At 68.7% G+C, this 17927-nt stretch carries 13 protein-coding genes; 7 read left to right on the top strand and 6 right to left on the bottom strand.

The window, feature by feature from the left end; translation table 11 throughout:
* Nucleotides 1-97 precede the first annotated feature (97 nt).
* Nucleotides 98-448: a DUF6481 family protein gene (locus ILT43_RS02500; protein WP_204193900.1), complete on the top strand. Its 351-nt coding sequence runs from the start codon at nucleotides 98-100 to the stop codon at nucleotides 446-448.
* Nucleotides 445-1116, top strand: a complete 672-nt coding sequence (locus ILT43_RS02505) for a spermidine synthase (RefSeq protein WP_239473854.1) — start codon at nucleotides 445-447, stop codon at nucleotides 1114-1116. The genes ILT43_RS02500 and ILT43_RS02505 overlap by 4 nt, the downstream gene beginning before the upstream one ends.
* A gap of 1 nt (nucleotide 1117) precedes the next feature.
* Here the strand turns inward: ILT43_RS02505 and ILT43_RS02510 are convergent, their stop codons facing one another.
* Nucleotides 1118-2707, bottom strand: a complete 1590-nt coding sequence (locus ILT43_RS02510) for a tetratricopeptide repeat-containing sulfotransferase family protein (RefSeq protein WP_204193902.1) — start codon at nucleotides 2705-2707, stop codon at nucleotides 1118-1120.
* A gap of 137 nt (nucleotides 2708-2844) precedes the next feature.
* Here ILT43_RS02510 and ILT43_RS02515 point away from each other — a divergent pair, with 137 nt between their 5' ends.
* From ILT43_RS02515 to ILT43_RS02525, 3 genes are read left to right on the top strand one after another with little or no spacing between them, the layout of a single operon-like run.
* Nucleotides 2845-4044: an HlyD family secretion protein gene (locus tag ILT43_RS02515; protein WP_204193904.1), complete on the top strand. Its 1200-nt coding sequence runs from the start codon at nucleotides 2845-2847 to the stop codon at nucleotides 4042-4044.
* 2 nt (nucleotides 4045-4046) lie between these two features.
* Complete coding sequence (locus ILT43_RS02520) at nucleotides 4047-5612, top strand: MDR family MFS transporter (protein ID WP_204193906.1); 1566 nt, start codon at nucleotides 4047-4049, stop codon at nucleotides 5610-5612.
* Nucleotides 5612-7054, top strand: a complete 1443-nt coding sequence (locus tag ILT43_RS02525) for an efflux transporter outer membrane subunit (RefSeq protein ID WP_204193908.1) — start codon at nucleotides 5612-5614, stop codon at nucleotides 7052-7054. The genes ILT43_RS02520 and ILT43_RS02525 overlap by 1 nt, the downstream gene beginning before the upstream one ends.
* Before the next feature lie 12 nt (nucleotides 7055-7066).
* Here ILT43_RS02525 and ILT43_RS02530 read toward each other — a convergent pair whose 3' ends face one another.
* Together ILT43_RS02530 and ILT43_RS02535 are read right to left on the bottom strand one after the other, a co-directional pair.
* On the bottom strand, nucleotides 7067-7615 hold the full coding sequence (locus tag ILT43_RS02530) for a TetR/AcrR family transcriptional regulator (RefSeq protein ID WP_204193910.1): 549 nt from the start codon (nucleotides 7613-7615) through the stop codon (nucleotides 7067-7069).
* Between the two features lie 71 nt (nucleotides 7616-7686).
* A complete protein-coding gene (locus tag ILT43_RS02535; protein ID WP_204193911.1) occupies nucleotides 7687-9687 on the bottom strand; it encodes a FecR domain-containing protein in 2001 nt (666 codons plus the stop codon).
* A 173-nt stretch (nucleotides 9688-9860) separates the two neighbouring features.
* On the opposite strand from ILT43_RS02535, the gene ILT43_RS02540 reads away from it, so the two are divergent.
* Nucleotides 9861-11531 (top strand): ShlB/FhaC/HecB family hemolysin secretion/activation protein, encoded by a 1671-nt coding sequence (locus tag ILT43_RS02540; protein WP_204193913.1) that lies wholly within the window; start codon nucleotides 9861-9863, stop codon nucleotides 11529-11531.
* 11 nt (nucleotides 11532-11542) lie between these two features.
* On the top strand, nucleotides 11543-13843 hold the full coding sequence (locus ILT43_RS02545; protein WP_204193914.1) for a putative bifunctional diguanylate cyclase/phosphodiesterase: 2301 nt from the start codon (nucleotides 11543-11545) through the stop codon (nucleotides 13841-13843).
* 5 nt (nucleotides 13844-13848) lie between these two features.
* Here ILT43_RS02545 and ILT43_RS02550 read toward each other — a convergent pair whose 3' ends face one another.
* The 3 genes from ILT43_RS02550 to ILT43_RS02560 form a co-directional block, all read right to left on the bottom strand.
* Nucleotides 13849-14346 carry a hypothetical protein gene (locus ILT43_RS02550; protein WP_204193916.1) on the bottom strand — a complete coding sequence of 166 codons (498 nt, stop codon included), beginning with the start codon at nucleotides 14344-14346 and terminating at the stop codon, nucleotides 13849-13851.
* Complete coding sequence (locus ILT43_RS02555; protein WP_204193918.1) at nucleotides 14343-15209, bottom strand: N-acetylmuramidase family protein; 867 nt, start codon at nucleotides 15207-15209, stop codon at nucleotides 14343-14345. The genes ILT43_RS02550 and ILT43_RS02555 overlap by 4 nt, the downstream gene beginning before the upstream one ends.
* 98 nt (nucleotides 15210-15307) lie before the next feature.
* The gene (locus tag ILT43_RS02560; RefSeq protein WP_204193920.1) at nucleotides 15308-17905 is read right to left on the bottom strand and encodes a M1 family metallopeptidase; all 2598 of its coding nucleotides are present in this window, start codon (nucleotides 17903-17905) and stop codon (nucleotides 15308-15310) included.
* Nucleotides 17906-17927: the final 22 nt, after the last annotated feature.

Genomic DNA, 17927 nt, shown 5'->3' on the forward strand with positions numbered 1-17927 from the left:
TTCCAGGGGCTTCGCGGTGACGCGAGGCCCTTTTGGTTTGTGGCTTCCCCGACTATCATCACCTTGGGCGATCACGCCCGCAACAGCGGAACCCTACATGGCAGGCTTCAAGGCCCCCGATTTCAACGAGCGTAACGCCGCCGCGCGCGACGCCAGGCAGCGCGCGCTGGAGCAACTGCGAGCGAAACCCGCGCTTGACCCCGAGGTCGTTGCCGAGCGTGCGGCCAAGCAGGCTGCGAAGGAGGCTGCGGAGGCCGAGAAGCGGGCCGCCAAGGCCGCCGCGATCGCCGCCGCCAAGGCGGAACGCGAAGCCGCTGCCGCCGCCAAGGCTGCCGCGGAGGCCGAAGCCGCCGCCGCCAAGAACCCGGCGCGGCTGCTCCCCACCGAGGCCGAGCTGAAGGCCGCTCGCGATGCGCGCTATGCCGCGCGTAAGGCCCGCAAGCGTTGACCCCACGCGAGTTGCTGGGCGTGGCGGAGGTGCCGGGCGGTCCGCCGCTCCGGCTGTTCCGCCGCGGTGGCGACTTCATGATCGTGCTCGAGCGCAACGAGCTGATGAGCACGCGGATGAACGGGTCGGAGATCGCGCTGGGCACGATGACGTGCCAGCGTCTGGGCGACCGCCCTGCCCCGCGGCTGCTGATCGGCGGCTATGGCATGGGGTTCACGCTCAGGGCAGTGCTGGGGCTGCTGAAAGCCGATACCAGAGTCGTGGTGGCCGAGCTGGTGCCCGGTATCGTCGAATGGGCCCGCGGACCAATGGCGGCGCTGACCGATGGCTGCCTCGACGATCCTCGTGTCGATCTCCGCCTGACCGATGTCGGCGCGGTGCTCGATGCGCCGGACGATCGCTTCGATGCGATCCTGCTCGATGTCGATAACGGCCCCGACGGGCTGACCCGGCCAGCGAACGACGGGCTCTACACGGCCCGCGGACTTACCCGCGCCCGCATGGCGCTGCGGCCGGGCGGCATCCTCGCCATCTGGTCCGCCGCGCCCGACGCCGCCTTCGCGCGGCGGCTGTCGCAGGCCGGATTCGAGGTCGACGAGGTCCGCACCAAGGCGCGCGACAATGGCAAGGGACCGACCCACGTGATCTGGTTCGCGACCCGGCACTAGGTCACTCGGCGAGCGGCCCCAGCCAGCGTTCGTAGGGCCGCCACGACTCCAGCGCCGCCACGCTGATCGGCTGGCGCACCTGTTCGGCGCTGGGCGTCCGGATCGCCCGCTCGGTGCGATGGAAGTCGAGGCACGCCGGCTCGAACGGCAGGCCGAGATAATCGAGCAGGCGGCGCACCGTCGTCTCCGTATCGGTCACCAGATCCTGCAATTCGACCGGGTGGACGGCGCCCGGCAGCAGATCGTCCCAGAGCGTCATCATCCGCACATAGCCGCGCCGGTAGGCTGCGATATCCTTCAGTGAATTCGCGAAGGTGAACCCGCGCGAGAAGAGCTGTTTATAGATAGACAATCCACCACCCAGCGCGTCGCGGCGCATGTCGATGATCTTCGCGTGCGGCAGGATCGTCTTAATGAGGCCGACATGGCGGAAGTTCGCGGGGGCCTTGTCGATGAACAAGCGCCGCCCCGTCCGGCGATGGCTTCGCGTGCGGCGCAGATATTCGCGTCCCAGCGCTTCGAGTCCCTTGGCGTCGGTCGCTGCGAGCGTCTGCTGATACGATATGCCCCTGCCTTGCGGCGACAGCGCGATGTGCCGGACGATCGCCTCCAGGTCGCCGAGTTCGCGCGTCGCCTCGATCGCGGAGTGACTGGCGAGGATTTGCTCCACCAACGTGGAGCCGGACCGCGGCAGGCCAACGATGAAGATCGGGCCCGGCTCGGCGCATCCGGCGGCGGCGCTGCGCTCGAAGAACGCGGGCGTCAGAGAGCGACGCGTCGCTTCGATCTCCGCGTCGATCGCGCGAGCGTCATGCGGCTGTTCGGCGCGTTTGTCATGGTTCGCGGCCTGATATTGCGCGAACGCCGCGGCGTGATCGCCCGCAATCTCGCGCGCCCGCGCCAAGGCGAACGAGAGCGGCGTGCGGTCCGCCGCCGACAGGTCGTCTCGCGCCAGCCAGCCTTCCATCGCCACGACCTCGTCTTCGGTGAAGCGAAACATCTTGATGTCGGACAGCGCCCAAGACCCCCGCCCGACTTCCCTGCCGGTAGAGATCGCACGGCGATAGCTGCCGATCGCCGCATCGGTGTCGCCCAGCGTCCGCTGCGCGTTGCCCAGCGCCAGCAGCGCTTTCGCGTCGTCCGGATCGGCATCGACGATCGCCTGCAACCCGTCGCGCGCGCCCACATGATCGCCACCCTGCTCCATCAGGTGCACCGAGATCGTGCGATACGCGGCGACGTCGGGCCGCGCGCTGCGTCGCACCGCGACGATCGCCTGCGCATCGGCTATGGCGAGCCGATCGAGCACCTCGACCAAGGCGGACCAGATGTCGTGGCGATCGGGCGCCTGTTCCGCCGCGGCGATCAGAAGTTTGCACGCCGACGCGTCCTGCCCGGCCTGAACGCCGATCCGCGCCATCATCAACAGCGCCGGCACGTTGCCGGCATCGTCCTGAAGTATGTCGGTCAGTGTCGAATGGGCACCGCGGACGTCGCCTGTTGTCAGGAACCGTTGCGCCGCCTCGAGCCGGGCCGATGCTACTGCGGTTTGCCGGGGGTTTGAAGGTCGCGAGCGGGTCGTCTGGGTCATCGGCCAGACAGTAACTCCCTTTAGTGCCAAGTTTCCAGCCGTCGCGTAGGCAGCCGCCCCTACCCCACCGCCCGATGGTTGAACCGGACACGATGTCCGTTTATGGGCGACACCAAGCCCTTTCAGCCGAGCGCATCATGACCCAGGACGATTCCGCCGACCCCGCCTCGGCCCAGCACGACGATCATGGCCGGCACGATGCAGAGCCCGGCGCGGACACAGCCCCGCCGGCCAAGCGCAAGCTCAGTGGCCGGGCAAAGGCGATCCTGCTGATCGTCGTGCTCGGGCTGATCGTCGCCGGCATCCTGTGGTTCATCGATTACCGGGCGCACGGCCAGTATCTTCAGGAAACCAACGACGCGACGATCCGCGCCGACGCCGTCACCGTCTCTCCCAAGACGGCCGGCTATGTCGCGGAAGTGCTGGTCACGGACAATCAGGATGTCGCCGCCGGTCAGCCGCTCGTCCGCATCGATCCACGCGACTACCGTGCCCAGATGGCGCAGGCCGACGCGCAGGTCGCCGTCGCCCAAGCGCAAGCGGACAGCGCCCGCGCCCAGATTCGCGAGCAATATGCCACGATCGAACAAACCCGTGCGCAGCTGGCCGCCGCACGGGCGCAGGCGGCGTTCGATGCCTCCGAAGTGGCGCGCTACACGCCCCTCGCCGCGTCCGGCGCGGAAACCCGGGAAAAGCTCGCCCAGCTTCGTGCCACCGCCACCCGCTCCGCCCAGGAGGCCCGCGCGCAGGCGGCGGGGCTGCTGACCCAGCAACGCCGCATCGCCAGCTTCACGTCGCAGGTTCGCCAGGGCGAGGCGCAGGGCCGCGCCGCGCAGGCCCAGAGAGAGGCCGCCAACGTCGACGTTCAGGCGACGCTGCTGCGCGCGCCGATCGCCGGCCGCGTCGGCGACAAGACCGTAACCGTCGGCCAATATGCGCAAGCGGGAACCCGGCTGATGTCGCTCGTCCCGCTCGACAAGCTCTACATCGTCGCGAACTTCAAGGAGACGCAATTGGCCCTGATGCGCGTCGGTCAACCTGCGACGATCAAGGTCGACGCTCTCGACGGCGTCGAACTCCACGGCCGCGTCGTCAGCCAGTCGCCGGGCACCGGTGCGCAGTTCTCGCTGCTCCCACCCGAGAACGCGACGGGCAACTTCACCAAGATTACGCAGCGCGTGCCGGTCCGCATCGCGCTGGAAGCGACGGCGGACGCCCGCCGCCTGCTCGTGCCGGGCCTGTCGGTCACGGTTACCGTCGACACGATCTCGGCCAAGGGCGATCTCGACCGCATCCGCGACCAGCAGAAGCAGTTGCAGGACCGGCAGGCGCGCTGATCATGGCCAGCGTCGCCCTCGACCGTCAGCCCGCAAGAAGCCAGCCGGAAAAAGCCGACGCCGCCGCATGGCTGGCGGTGGCGGCGGGAACGATCGGCGCGCTGATGGCGACGCTCGACATTTCGATCGTCAACTCGTCGCTGCCGACCATCCAGGGTGAAATCGGCGCGAGCGGTACGGAGGGGACGTGGATCGCTACCGCCTATCTGGTGGCGGAGATCGTCATCATCCCGATGTCGGCATGGCTGACCAGGCTGTTGGGGCTTCGTACCTTCCTGCTGATCGCGGCGGGGCTGTTCACGGCCTTTTCGGTGCTGTGCGGCATTTCCACATCGCTGCCGATGATGATCATCGGTCGCGTCGGTCAGGGGTTCACCGGCGGCGCGATGATCCCGACCGCGCAGACGATCATCGCCCAACGCCTGCCCCGGTCGCAACAGCCGATCGGCATCGCCCTGTTCGGCGTCACCGCGATCATGGGGCCGGTGCTCGGGCCACTGATCGGCGGCTGGCTGACGGAGAATGTCAGCTGGCACTACGCCTTCTTCCTCAACGTGCCGATCTGCGCGATCCTCGTCGTACTGCTGCTCGTCGGACTGCCGCATGACAAATTGCGGCTGGACCTGATCGGGGAGGCGGACTGGTTTGGCATCGCCGGCCTTGCGCTCGGTCTTGGCGGGCTGACCGTGTTTCTGGAGGACGGCCAGCGCGAACAATGGTTCTCGTCCGAACTCATCCGCTGGATGGCGTTCGTCTCCGTCACCGGTTTCGCCCTGTTGTTCTGGGGGCAGCTCACCGCGCGAAGACCGATCATCAAGCTCAAGCTGCTGCTCGACCGCCAATTCGGATCGGTCGCATTGATGGGCATCGTGCTCGGGATGGTGCTCTACGGCACCTCCTACGCGATCCCCCAATTCCTGTCGGCGATCGCCAATTACAATGCGCTGCAATCGGGCAAGGTGGTGCTGCTGTCCGGCCTTCCCAGTCTGGTGATGATGGCGATCGTCCCGATCCTGCTGAAGCGCGTGGATATCCGGCTAGCGGTGGCCGCCGGCCTATTCATCATGGGCGGATCGGCGCTGCTCGACTCGAACCTGTCGCTGGCGTCGTCCGGGCCCGACTTCACCGTCTCGCAGCTGCTGCGCGGTGTCGGCCAGATCCTCGGCATGCTGTTCCTCAGTCAGGCAGTGGTGCGCTCGGTCCCACCCGAGGATGCCGGCGACGCGTCGGGCCTGTTCAACGCCGTCCGCAATCTCGGGGGCAGCTTTGCGCTGGCCGGCATCTCCATCTTGCAGGACCAGCGTATGTGGTTCCACTCGCGCCGGCTGGAGGAGACGCTGAACGCCAATTCCCCCTTGGTGCAGGACTATGTCGCGGGGCTGTCGCAGCAACTCGGCGGCACGCCGACCGCGATGCGACTGATCGGGCAGCAGATCCAGGGGCAGGCGCTGGTCATGACGTACAACGACATCTTCTGGATCATGGGCATGGGAACGCTCGTCGTCCTGCCCCTCGTCCTGTTCCTCCGCCCGCTCCCGAAGGACGCCGCGCCCGCGGCGATGCACTGATGACGACACGCGCCGCCCTGATCCTGTTGCTCGCCTCGCTCTCCGCCTGCACGGTCGGACCGAACTACGCCGGCCCGCCGAGTGTCGCGTCCGACGCCGCGACTCGCGGCACTTTCGTGCGCGCGAGCGATGCAGCGCTTACCCCCGCCCCCGGTCCGGCGCGCTGGTGGGAGGCCCTCGGCGACACGACGCTGACGGCGCTGGTCGACGACGCGTTGGCGCGCAGCCCGACGATCGATCAGGCGCAGGCCCGCATCCGCGAGGCGCGCGCGCAATTGACGCAACGGCGCAGCGCGCAGCTTCCCGGCGTCAGCGCCAACGGCACCTATCTCCGGGCCGAAGTGCCGGGCGTCGACCTCGGCGGCGACGAAAGTGGCGGTGGCAGCGGTGGTTCGACCAGCCTCGCCTTCTACAATGCCGGCCTCAACGCCTCGTGGGAGGTCGACCTGTTCGGCGGTGCGCGCCGCGGCGTCGAACAGTCGGAACGCACGATCGAGGCGCGCTTCGCCGACCTCGCCGACGCGCAGGTCAGCCTCGCCGCTCAGGTTGCGCAGGGCTACGTCTCGCTCCGGGACGTGCAGGCGCGCATCCGTCTCAACGCCCGCTCGACCGCGTTGCAGGAGCGACAGGTCGCGCTGACGCGGCAGCGTTATGCCGCCGGCACCGCCTCCGCGCTCGATGTGGAGCGGCTCCAGACCGCGCTCTCGAATACGCAGGCGCAGGCGGTCCCGCTCGGCTCCCAGCGCGACGAATATCTCAACCAGCTGGCGGTCCTGACCGGCCGTACCCCGGGTGCGCTCGACGCGACGCTCGGCACCGTCGTGCCGGTGCCGCTGCCCCCTGCGAACGTTCCGATCGGCGACCCCGCCAGCCTGATCGCCAACCGCCCCGACGTGCGCTCGGCGGAGCGGCAACTTGCGGCGAGTACCGCCGCCATCGGCGTCAACCGCGCCAAGCAACTGCCCGGCATCCGCTTCCTCGGCCTGCTCGGGCTCGGCGGCACCAGTCCCGGCGACATCTTCGATCTCGGCAACCTCACCGCGCTCGCCGCACCGTCGCTCAGCTGGTCCTTCCTCGACTTCGGGCGCGCCGCCGCCGCGACCCGCGTGTCGGAGGCGCAGCGCGATCAGGCGGAGGCGAAGTACAAACAGGCGGTCCTCACCGCGCTTCAGGATGCGGAGACCTCGCTGTCGCGCTTCGGCAACCTGCGCCTGCAACTCGCCAGCCTGATCCGCGCCCAACAATCCGCCGCCCGCGCTGTCGCGCTCAACGATCAGCGAGTGCGGGCCGGTACCAGCACGACGATCGATCAACTGGACATCGAGCGGCAGCGTCTGTCGGCGGAGATCGCCGTGGCGCAGGCGACCGCGCGACTGACCAACAGCTACGTCGCGGTTCAGAACGCGCTGGGGCTGGGCTGGACGGTACCGCCGGCGTCCTGATCGTCGCTCAGGCTAGCCTCTTGGCCGCAGGCCGTGGAGCAGCACCGGCATCGCCTCCGCCACCATCGCCTCGGCAGCCTCGCGCGAATGCTGCGGCAGCAACAAACCGCCCAGCATGCGCAGCGCCAGCATCGCCTGACGCGCGGTGACGCGGGGATCGAGGCTACCGTCCGCGTGCCCACGATCCACGAACGGCGACAGGATACCCTCCAGCCGCAAGGCAAGGGCTTCCAGCGCGATGCGGGTCTCGCCCTCCATCGGCAGATCGGCCGCCAGCCGGTCGAACAGCGCGCTCGCCTGAACGCCGGCCAGCGCCATCGCCATCATCGTGCGATCGAGTGGGACGGAGACGTCCAGCCCCGCGGCGATACGATCGAGTTCGGCATGGAACACCGCGATCAGCAGCGCGACGCGGTCCTTGAAGTTGCGGTACAATGTCCCGCGCCCGACCCCCGCCAGCGCGGCGACCTCCTCCAGCGGAACGAGGTAGCCCTTGGCACGGAAACAGTCGGACGCCGCCGCGATCAGGGCGTCGCGGCGCGCCTGCGCGTCACGCCGCATCGCGACCGGTTCGGAACGGCGGGAACGTCATCCCGTCCTGATGCCGCCCCGCCCCGGTCCGCGCAAGCCGATCAGTCCTTCTTGCCCTTCAGCAGGTCGTTGAGCTTGCCCGCGATAATGCCCAGCGGATCGAGCAGCGACGGCGTCGGCCCGCTGCCCTTCGCCTTGTCGGCTGCCTTCGCAGCATCCTCGGCCGCCTTGGCAGCGTCCTTCGCGGCCTTGTCCTGCGCCTTCGCGGCATCGCCCGCGGCCTTGTCGGCGGCCGCCTGAGCATCCTTGGCCGCCTTCTCGGCCTCCCTGTTGGCCTTGTCGGACGCGGCGTCCGCGGCTTTCGCCGCGTCCTTGGCGGCCTTGTCGGCAGCCTTGTCGGCAGCATCCTTGGCCGCATCGCGGGCGACCTTGTCGGCGTCCGCCTTCATCGCATCCTCGGACGCCTTGGCGGCATCCCTGGCAGCCTTGTCGGCGTCCTTTGCCGCCTTGTCCGCAGCCCTGGCCGCGTCCTTGGCAGCCTTGTCGGCGGCATCGCGCGCCGCCCGTTCGGCATCCTTGCCAAGCTGGGCCGCCGCATCCGCCGCCGCCTTGGCCGCGTCCTTCGTCGACTTGTCGGCTGCCGCGGCGGCCGCCGCCGCGCTGGCGCGCGTCGCGTCCTCGGCCGCGCGCGCCGCGACCGCCGCCGCCTGCGCCGCCGCAGCCTGAGCGACAGGATCACCCACTGCCGCCGCTGCATCCTGCGCGGCCTTGGCAGCGTCGCGGGCAGCCTGGTCCGCCATCGCCTGCGCGGCGACCTGGTTCGCTTCCTGAGCGGCGCGCTGCGCTTCCGCCGCGGCGGCTGCGTCCGCCGCACGCTGCGCCGCCTCGGACGCCTGCGCCGCGGCTTCGGACGCCGACCGCGCGGCATCCTGCGCCGAACTGTCGGTCATCATCTGTGCAGCCTGCGCGGCAGCTTGCGCGGCGGCGGCGGCGGCGGCCTGCGCCTCCACCTGCGCCGCCGCTCTCGCGAGCCGCTCCGCCTCGGCCGCTTCGGCAGCCGCCGCCGCGCTCGCGGCAGCCTTCGCGGCATCCTCGGCCGATTGCCGCGCAGCCTGATCGGCTTGAACACGGGCCGCAGCGGCAGCGGCGGTCTCCTGCGCGATCCGATCCGCGTCCGCTTTCGCCTGTGCTGCTGCCGCGGCGGCGGCGTCCGACTGACCGGCGGTGGTCACCGCCTGATCCTGCGACGTTTTCGCCTCCATCATAACCGCCGCCACCTCGACGGTTTTGACGGCCGCGGTCGAGGCTTCGGTCGCAACCCGCGTGGCGCTCGCCACGTCGGCCACGGCCGCGGCGATGCCGCCGCCGATCGTGCCGGCGACCAGACCACCCGTCGTATCCGCCAGTGAGACGGGTGCTTCGTACACCGCCGTCGTCACCGCCACCGGCTCGGCAGCTTCGGGAGGAGCGGTCGCTGCGGCATCCGGCGCAGCGACCGCTGGGACCGTCGGAGACTCGCCCGCCGCGCCCGGAGCCTCGACGACTCGCGTCACCCCGTTGCTCTCCACCTGCATGCGCGCGCGATCACCCGCTCCGACCAGCGCGACCGCGCCCGGCAGGATCAGGTCGTGCGCGCGGCCATCCGCGGTGGCGACATCGACCGCACCTTCCAGCACCTGCACGGACGCGCCCTTCGCGTCGACACCGACGGAGAAGGTCGTGCCCTTCACGACGGCGGCGAGGTACGGCGTCTTCACCTCGAAATGCGGCGTCATCTTCTTCTTGATCATGAAGACGATGTTGCCGAAATCCTCCCATACCCGCGTCACGCCGGTGGCCGGCTCGACTTCGGGCAGGCGAAGCTGGGACGACGGGGAGACCATCATATATTCGGTGCCGCGGATCAGCACGACGCGCCCGCCCTTACCCGTCGTCACGGTGTCGCCCGGGGTCACCGCCAGACCACGCGTCGCGATCTTGCCGATACCGGCGCGCGAGACCTGAACCGGCCCCGACATCTCGCTGATCGTCCAGCCGCCGGGTCCCGCCAGCGCCGCCGTGGAACAACTGATGGCCAGCAGGGCCAGGACTCGTTTGTGCATCACCGTCTCCCGGTGGCTGTCATCGGACAGTCACCCATGCCCCCTCTCGCGCGGCCAAGGTGTCGGTCGCGTTGCGAGACGGAGTTAACGCAGCGTTAGGTCCAAGTTGCGGGAGATAACCTTTTGCAAAGGCTTCAGAGGCTAGGTCGGGCTCCACACAGCTGGACGACCCGATGCCGCGCCTTCGACGATTTCTTGCCACCCTGCTCATCGGTGCCGGAGGCACGCTGGGGTCCCACTGGGCAGACGCTCAGGTCCGGCTGGACCGCGCCGATCCCAGCATCACCGAACAGGCACTACCGCAAGCGACCAAGCCTGGCGAGACGCTGACCGCGGACCCGGCGGTGGAAGCACCCGCCGCCGTTGTCGAGAATTTGGCCGGTGCCACGGGTGTCGTCGCCGCGATCACGGTGACGGGCCGCACGCAACTTCCCTCGTCGGCGTTCGCCGCCGTCCTCACCGACTATGTCGGTCGCCAGCTCGGCCGCGACGAACTCGCCCGGCTCGCCGGCGCGGTTGCCGGCGTGGCGCGCCGCAGCGGCTATCCGTTCGCCAGCGCCTCGATCGAGCCACAGGCGATGCGCAGCGGCATCCTGCGAGTCACGCTGGACGATGGCCGTGTCGATGCGGTGCGCGTGATCGGTGCGATCAATCCGGTCGCCGATCGGCTACTGACGCGGGCGCTGGTCACGGGGCGTGGCGTGCGGCGGTCCGAACTCGAACGCGCGATCCTGCTGGTCAGCGACATCGCCGGCGTGACGGTGAAGAGCAACCGCTACACGCGCCAGGACGGCTTCGGCATCCTGCTCGTCACAATCGCGCAGGATCGCGCCAGCGCCTATGTCCAGGTCGACAATCGCGGCAGTCGCGAGGTCGGCCCGATCCGGTCGACGATGCTCGCCAGCCTGCGCGGATTGGCCGGTCCGGGAGACGAGTTGTCGCTGATCGCGGCGCAAACGCCGTTGAACCCGTCGGAATTCGCCTTCCTGCGCGCCCGCTACGCCGCCCCCGTGGCGAATGACGGATCGATTCTGTCGGTATCCGGCTCCTATGGTCGTTCCAATCCCGGTGCCTCGCTCGCCCGCCTGGATGTCGTCGGCAAAAGCGTCGACCTTTCCGCCGCCTATGCTCGCCCCCTGATCCGCAGCCGCGCACGCAGCCTGTGGAGCACGCTGGAGTTCAGGGCGATCCAGATCCGGCAGACGCTGGCAGGCGTGCTGCTGCGCGACGACCGGCTGGCGACGCTGACCGGCTCGCTCAACGGTGCGGCTCGCGTCGGCGGCGGCGTGCTGCGTGCAGAGGCATCGGTAGTCGGCGGACTGCCGCTATCGGGTGTCAGTCACGAGGGGGATGCGCGGATCTCCCGGCGCGACGGTGACGCGCGGTTCGCAACGATCGGTTACACGATCGACTGGACGCATACGCTGTCCGGCCCGATCAGCCTCGTTCTCGCCTCCTCTGGTCAGCTAGCCTCCCGCCCCCTGCTCGCCACGGCAGAAATCGGTGCGGGTGGCCCATCCTTCGGTCGCGCCTATGATTATGCGGAACGTACCGGCGACAACGGTATCCTCGGCTCGGCAGAAGTCCGCGGCGACCTTGGCCGGATCGCGCCGGGCGTCGTCGAGCGGGCGCAGCTTTATGCGTTCGTCGATGGCGGCACCGTCGGTAACTGGCGCAACGGTGTCGGCGGCGGGTCGCTCGTGTCGAGCGGCGCGGGCATCCGCGCAGGCCTGTTCGCGCGCCTCGACGGGATGATCGAGGTGGCGGTACCCTTGAACGCCGACCGGTTTGACACGCGCAATCGCCGCCCGCGCCTGTCGTTCCGTCTGTCGCGCAGCTTCTGATCGACTCGCCCATGTTCGCTCGCTCACCTTTTGCGTTGTTTCGGCGGGCCCGCGCCTCCTCATGGGCGATCCTCGGCATTGCGCTGGCGATCGGAGTCGGGGTCGGTGCGACCCGCCTGGGCGATACCGCCGACCATATGCTCGACACGCTCCGCTTCGAGGCGGCGACCCGCAGCGCCAGCGGCGGAGTCGCGATCGTGGAAATGGACGCCGCCAGTGTAGCAGCGATTCAGCGTTACCCCTGGTCCCGCGCCCATTATGCCCGCGTCGTCGATGCCATGCGCCGGGCGGGCGCCGCCTCGGTCGTGTTCGACGTCGATTTCTCGTCCGGTTCGGACACCGCCGGCGACACGGCCTTCGCGGCGGCTCTCGCGCGCGCCGACGGGCTGGTGACGCTCCCGACCTTTGGACAACAGGCCGGCGCGGGCAGCACGCGGACCATCGATGCGCTGCCGATTCCTGCCCTGCGTCAGCATGTCGCCCTCGCCTCCGTCAGCATCGCCCCCGACAGCGATGGCGTCGTCCGCGCGATGCCGCTGGCGACGATGACCGCCGGCGTCCCCCGCCCCTCGCTCTCGGCTTATATCGCCGGCCGGCCGGGGACTGCCGACCGGACCTTCCCAATCGACATGGCGATCGATCCCGACACGATCCCGCGCCTCAGCTTCGTCGCGGTCGAGCGTGGCCGGTTCGATGCCGCCGCCGTACGCGGCCGCAACGTCCTGATCGGCGCGACCGCGATCGAGATGGGCGATCGGTATGCGGTCCCCGTCTGGGGCGTCCTGCCCGGCGTCGTGGTTCAGGCTTTGGCGGCAGAGACGCTTCTGGCCGGCGTACCGGCGGTCGGCGATGGTCTGACCCCCACGCTGCTCGCGCTGTTGCTGGCGACCTGGGTGCTCGCCCTCCGGTCGATGCGCGCCGTTCTCGGTGGTGGCATCGCGGCCGGTACCGTCATCATCACTGCGGTCCTAATCGCGCAGCACGGTTTCAGCACGCTGTATCCCCTGGCGGGGGCACTCGCGATCCTGCTGGTCGCCACGCTCGGCGCGGCGGTGCGGCACGTCGCCGGCCGCTTCCAGGCTCAGCGCACCACCGACGAGGCGACCGGGCTGCCCAATCGCCACGCGCTGCCCGTCACCACGGACGGGGCGTTCGTCGTCGCGCGGCTGGTCAACATCGACAGCCTTGCCGCCGTCCTCGACCGCCAGTCGCTCGCCGACGCCGTCGTCCGCACCGCGGAGCGACTGCGCCTGATGAGCGCGAACGCCACCGTCTACCGCCTCGACCGCCACCATCTCGGCTTCGTCATAGCCGATGGAGCCGAGCCGGAGGGGCAGCTTCAGGGTTTGCGCTCGATCCTGCTGCAACCGGTCGAGGTGGGCGGGCGGCGGATCGACGTCGGCGTGGCGATCGGGCTGGCGGAGGTCGGCGAGGTCGAGCGGCAGGTCGCCGACGGCATGCTCGCCGCCGACGCCGCCCAGCGCGAGGGTGTGTTCTGGCGTCGCGCCGCCACCAATCTCGACCAGATCGAGCGGCAGGTGTCGCTGATGGGCGAACTCGATGACGCCCTCGCCGCCGGTCAGATCGAGGTTTTCTACCAGCCCAAATTGTCGCTCGCGCAGGGTCGTCCCACCAGCGTCGAGGCGCTGGTGCGCTGGCGTCATCCCGAACGCGGCTTCGTCGGCCCCGACCTGTTCATCCCCCTCGCCGAGCAGACCGATCGAATCGCGCCGCTGACGCTGTATGTCGTGGAGCGAGTCCTGACCGACATCGCGAACTGGCGCGGGCTGGGCCCCGATCTCGCCGCCGCGATCAACATCTCCGCCAAGCTGCTCTCGGCACCCGCCTTCAACGCGGCGATCGAACGGCTGCTGGAGCGATCCGCGATCCCGACGTCACTGCTGATCTTCGAGGTCACCGAATCGGCGGCGATGTCCGATCCCGACAAGGCGGTCGCGGCGCTGCGGCGCTACCGAGAACTGGGCATTGCCGTGTCGATGGATGACTACGGCACTGGCCAGTCGACCCTCACCTACCTACGACAACTGCCGCTCAACGAACTCAAGATCGATCGCAGCTTCGTGCAATTCGCGCATCAGAACCGCAACGACGCGGTGCTGGTCCGCTCCACGATCGACTTGGCCCACGATCTCGGTCTGAAGGTCGTGGCGGAGGGGGTGGAGGACGCCGAATGCCTGGAATTCCTGCGCGCCGCCGGCTGCGACATGATCCAGGGCTATCACATCAGCCGGCCTCTCCCGCTCGACGCGCTGCTGACCTTCATCGCCACGCCGGTCGCCGCCGCCGCGTAGATCGGTCAGCGTGTCGCCAGCGCCCGGCGCATCGCGGGGATGGTCATCGTTCCCATCCGGTCGACCAGCCCGAGCGACAGCGCGTCGTCGACGGTCCACCGGCCCGATCGCCGGTCCAACGCCACCACGACGGGCGTGCGCCCGGAGGCGTTCGGGGACGATGTGTCATAGACGAACCCGATGCGCGGCATCGGTCCCGGCACGACGCCGACCGCGGCCAGCCCATCGCAGGACACCGTTTCGGTATTGCCGATCCCGATCGTCTCCACCGTCACCGCCCCACGCCCCGGCGTGGTCAGGGTGACGCGGCAGCGGTAGGGGGAGTTGAAGGGGGACTGACCCGGCGGCGGCTCATACCGGATCGACCGCACGACCAGCGGCGGCAAACCTCGCAGTTTCAGCGTTACGGCCGGGTGGACGGCGCGCCCGCGCGACACGGCTGCGACAAGCGACGTCGCGTCCGACATCAGTCCACAGACGGCCATCAAAATGACCACCCTCATCGCTTCGTCAACGCGGCATAAGCATCGGCCATCTTCGTATCATACGCATTGTCGGCGTATTTGGGTCCATTGTAGATCCTAGCGAACGTTGCCCATTCGCGCTTTTGAAGCGCCGTCTTCAGGCGCCCGTCCGCCCCGATGAAGGACACGAACGCTGCAAGGTGGCGACGTTCCCCCTCCAGCATGGCATCGACGAACGATGCGACGTTCGTAAATCCGCACGCCTTGAAATTGTCGCCCATGATCTGGAACTTGCCCCAGGATGCCGACCGCAGCGCGGCATCCTCGTCCAGCATCGCCGCCCGGATCAGCTTCGGATACTGCGCAGCGAACTTGCCGTAGCCGCCCGCCGATTTCGCCGAGATATCCGTATGGCTGCGGTCGAACGCACCTTGGGTGAGGCGTGAGAAATAATGTCGTTCGAACAAGATCGTGGGCCGCCCGACATTGTCCCAACTCGACGATTTCGTTTCGGTGTCCGCCACCGCCCGGATCGCAGCGGCATCCGCCCCCAGCGTCTTGGCCGCCGCCTCGTAATCCTGCGCGGTCAGCCCGTCATCGATATGCGCCCAGCAGAAGGGCGTGAACACCCGGTGCCGCGGTCCCGCGATGACCGCCTTGTCCAGCGCCTTGAACGTATAGCCACTCGGCGAAATCACGCCGTCCGGCTTGGCAAGCGCCGCACCGTTCGCCTGAAACGCACGGATCGCACGGTCCAGCTCCGCGTCGAACGGGCCCTGCTCCGGAGGGGGCGACAGCGGCTGCACCCAGCGGGCGTGCCGGCGTAGCAACCGCCGGACCAGCGCTACGTCGTCTGCAAGGTTCGCGCTGCCGGTGCCGACACTGGCCGTAATCCTGTCCATGACCTTGTCTCCCCCGACCGAGTCATACCACGGATACGACAAAGGGGAGTAGCGGCATCCCGCTACTCCCCTCCTCGGCGCATCGAATAACTAAGCTCTTACAAACCCAGCCAAGCCTGCGTACCCGGACGTAACTTCTCGGCCGCCGCCTTGCGCACGCCGATCAGCTGGATCGTCTGCTGCGCCGGCTTGCGCGCCGGCTCCGGCAGATACTTGTCGGCATAGGCCTGGATCTTGCCCGGCATCGCCGGATCGTTCGATCCGCCACCCAGCCCGGCGACATAGCCGCCGCGTTGGCTCTGCTCGACGAAGGTGTCGACCAGTTCGCGGTTCGCGATCGCCCAGTCGAATGCCAGATCGGGGTGACGGCCCGCGACCGACCGCAACAGGCTAGCCTTCTGCGGCGGCGTCAGCGCGTCCGTCTTGATCAGGTCCAGCGCGCGCTGACCGATCGCCGGATCGCGCGCCGCACCCAGCAACGAGACGTAGCGGTTCTTCACCACCGGCGACCGCTCCGCCTGCATCAGCTTCAGCAACTGATCCCACTCCGCCGACGTGGCGTTGATGGCATAGGTCGACAGGATGGGCTGGCGGATCGATGCCGGGATCGCCGTCGGGTTCGTCGCAAGCTGCGCGACATAGCTGCGGGCGCGGGCGACGACCATCGGATCGCCATTGGAGCCCAACCGCCCGACCAGCGTCTCGCGCAGGTTGTTCGCCAGCGGCTCCTCGCCCGACCGCGCCTCGAAACCGATCCGCGCCAGCACCGGCGACAGCATCGCGTTGGTTTTGGTACGCAGCGGCTGCTCCAGCGGAGTCTGGTCGAACAGACCGGTCAGCGTGCCCAGCTTCGACGCCACGACCGACCATTCCAGCGGATCGGAGCCGGCATTCACCCGGTCCTGCACCGCGAAATAGCGGGTCAGGTCCTGATAGCCACCGAGCGCCAGTCCAAAATCGTCGCCGAGCGTGCCGACCCGGTCCTCCAGCGTCAGCTTCGCATAGTCGCGCACGATCGCGGAATGCCCGGCCTCGTCGTACAGGACGCGCGTGTAGCTGCCCTTGCCGCGGTTGAGCACCACGGTGCCGCAACCCTTGACCTTCACCGGCGTCACCTGTGCGCCCGATACGACGGCGCTGGTGCTGCCGCCGCCGACCGTCGCGACGACCAGCGGTACGTGCCACGTCTGCGCGGTCTTCGACGGCGCGTCGAGGCCATAGCGCCCCTGCGACAGCGACACCGTCGTCACGCCCCCGGCGCAGCGCGCGCCGGCCATCGTCACCAGCGGCACGCCGCCCTGCAACGTGAAGTCGTGCGCGATCTTCGTCACGTCCCGGCCCGCCGCGGCCGACAACTCGGTCCAGAGCTGATCGGTAACGGTGTTGCCGTATTTGTATTTCGCCATGTAACGGCGGATGCCGTCACGGAACTTCACCTCGCCCAGCGTCGACTCCATCATGCCGATGACGGCCTGGCCCTTGGAGTAGGTGATGCCGTCGAACGCCTGACCGATCTCGTCGACGGTCTGGACGTGGCGGATGATCGGGTGGGTCGCCGCCGTCGCGTCGAGCTGCATCGCGCCCTCGCGCTCATAGGCGACGGCGACCGCATCGGCCTTCCACGTCGGGTTCAGAACGCTGGTGGCCTTGCCCTCCATCCAGCTCGCGAAGCCCTCGTTCAGCCACAGGTCGTCCCACCAGCCCATCGTGACGAGATCGCCGAACCACTGGTGCGCCATTTCGTGCGCAACGACGCTATGGACCTGCTGACGACCGCTCTCCGCGGTGCGGGCCGCGTCGAACAACAGGGTCGGCTCGAAATAGAAGATCGCCCCCCAATTCTCCATCGCGCCGAAAAACTGGCTGGACCCCGGACCAGCGATCATGTCCATCTTCGGCAGCGGATAGGGCTGGCCGAAATAGTCGTTGTAATAGGCGAGCAGCCGCTTCGCCGCGCCCAGCGCGTAATCGCCCTGATCGACCACCCCCTTGCGGGTGATGACGCCGATCTCGACCGGCCCGCCCTTCACCGTCTTGCGATCGACATCGCCCATGCCGAGGAACAGCAGATAGCTGGACATCAGCGGCGTCTCGCCGAACTTGTACAGTTGCGACCCGTCCGCCTGTTTCGCCACGTTGCTGGCGGGCATGTTGGAATAGGCCAGCTGCCCCGCGGGCGCGGTGGTCGTCAGGCGGAACCGCGCCTTGAACGACGGCTCATCCCACATCGGTGCGAACTTGCGCGCGTCCGGGGCCTCGAACTGGGTCGCTAGCATGCGCGCCGGCGTGCCGTCCGCATTGCTGTAATCGATCGCGAAGAAGCCCGATGCCGACTGGCTGATCTTGCCCGTCCACTGGAACGCCACCGCGTGGCGACCCACCGTCGCCGGTGCCGCCAGCGTCAGGGTCAGCGTCTGCGCGTCCTTGTCCATTGCGATCTTCGCGGGCTTGCCGTCGAACGTCGCGCTGGTCACGTCGAGATCGGCGGCGTTCAGCACGATCGTGCGGGTCGCTTCCCGCACGTCGACCGTCACCGTCTCCGCCCCCGAAAAGGTCAGCGTCTTGGCATCCGGCCGCACGCTGATATCGTACAGCACGGGCACGACGTTGCGTGGCAATTGCCCGGAAGACGTAGCGGCGGCGAGCGCCGGCGCGGACACAGACAGCGACAGCAGGGCTGCGACGGCGAGCTTCATGAAACAGAATCCCCTATTCGGT

It is taken from the genome of Sphingomonas longa, from assembly GCF_016892685.1.
GTDB classification, from domain to species: Bacteria; Pseudomonadota; Alphaproteobacteria; order Sphingomonadales; family Sphingomonadaceae; genus Sphingomonas; species Sphingomonas longa.

Excerpts from the sequence above, each read along its gene's own strand:
- ILT43_RS02560 (WP_204193920.1), bottom strand. The coding sequence starts at position 17,905 with ATGAAGCTCGCCGTCGCAGCCCTGCTGTCGCTGTCTGTGTCCGCGCCG.
- ILT43_RS02545 (WP_204193914.1), top strand. The coding sequence starts at position 11,543 with ATGTTCGCTCGCTCACCTTTTGCGTTGTTTCGGCGGGCCCGCGCCTCC.
- ILT43_RS02540 (WP_204193913.1), top strand. The coding sequence starts at position 9,861 with ATGCCGCGCCTTCGACGATTTCTTGCCACCCTGCTCATCGGTGCCGGA.
- ILT43_RS02520 (WP_204193906.1), top strand. The coding sequence starts at position 4,047 with ATGGCCAGCGTCGCCCTCGACCGTCAGCCCGCAAGAAGCCAGCCGGAA.
- ILT43_RS02535 (WP_204193911.1), bottom strand. The coding sequence starts at position 9,687 with ATGCACAAACGAGTCCTGGCCCTGCTGGCCATCAGTTGTTCCACGGCG.
- ILT43_RS02555 (WP_204193918.1), bottom strand. The coding sequence starts at position 15,209 with ATGGACAGGATTACGGCCAGTGTCGGCACCGGCAGCGCGAACCTTGCA.
- ILT43_RS02530 (WP_204193910.1), bottom strand. The coding sequence starts at position 7,615 with ATGCGGCGTGACGCGCAGGCGCGCCGCGACGCCCTGATCGCGGCGGCG.
- ILT43_RS02510 (WP_204193902.1), bottom strand. The coding sequence starts at position 2,707 with ATGACCCAGACGACCCGCTCGCGACCTTCAAACCCCCGGCAAACCGCA.
- ILT43_RS02550 (WP_204193916.1), bottom strand. The coding sequence starts at position 14,346 with ATGAGGGTGGTCATTTTGATGGCCGTCTGTGGACTGATGTCGGACGCG.
- ILT43_RS02515 (WP_204193904.1), top strand. The coding sequence starts at position 2,845 with ATGACCCAGGACGATTCCGCCGACCCCGCCTCGGCCCAGCACGACGAT.
- ILT43_RS02500 (WP_204193900.1), top strand. The coding sequence starts at position 98 with ATGGCAGGCTTCAAGGCCCCCGATTTCAACGAGCGTAACGCCGCCGCG.
- ILT43_RS02525 (WP_204193908.1), top strand. The coding sequence starts at position 5,612 with ATGACGACACGCGCCGCCCTGATCCTGTTGCTCGCCTCGCTCTCCGCC.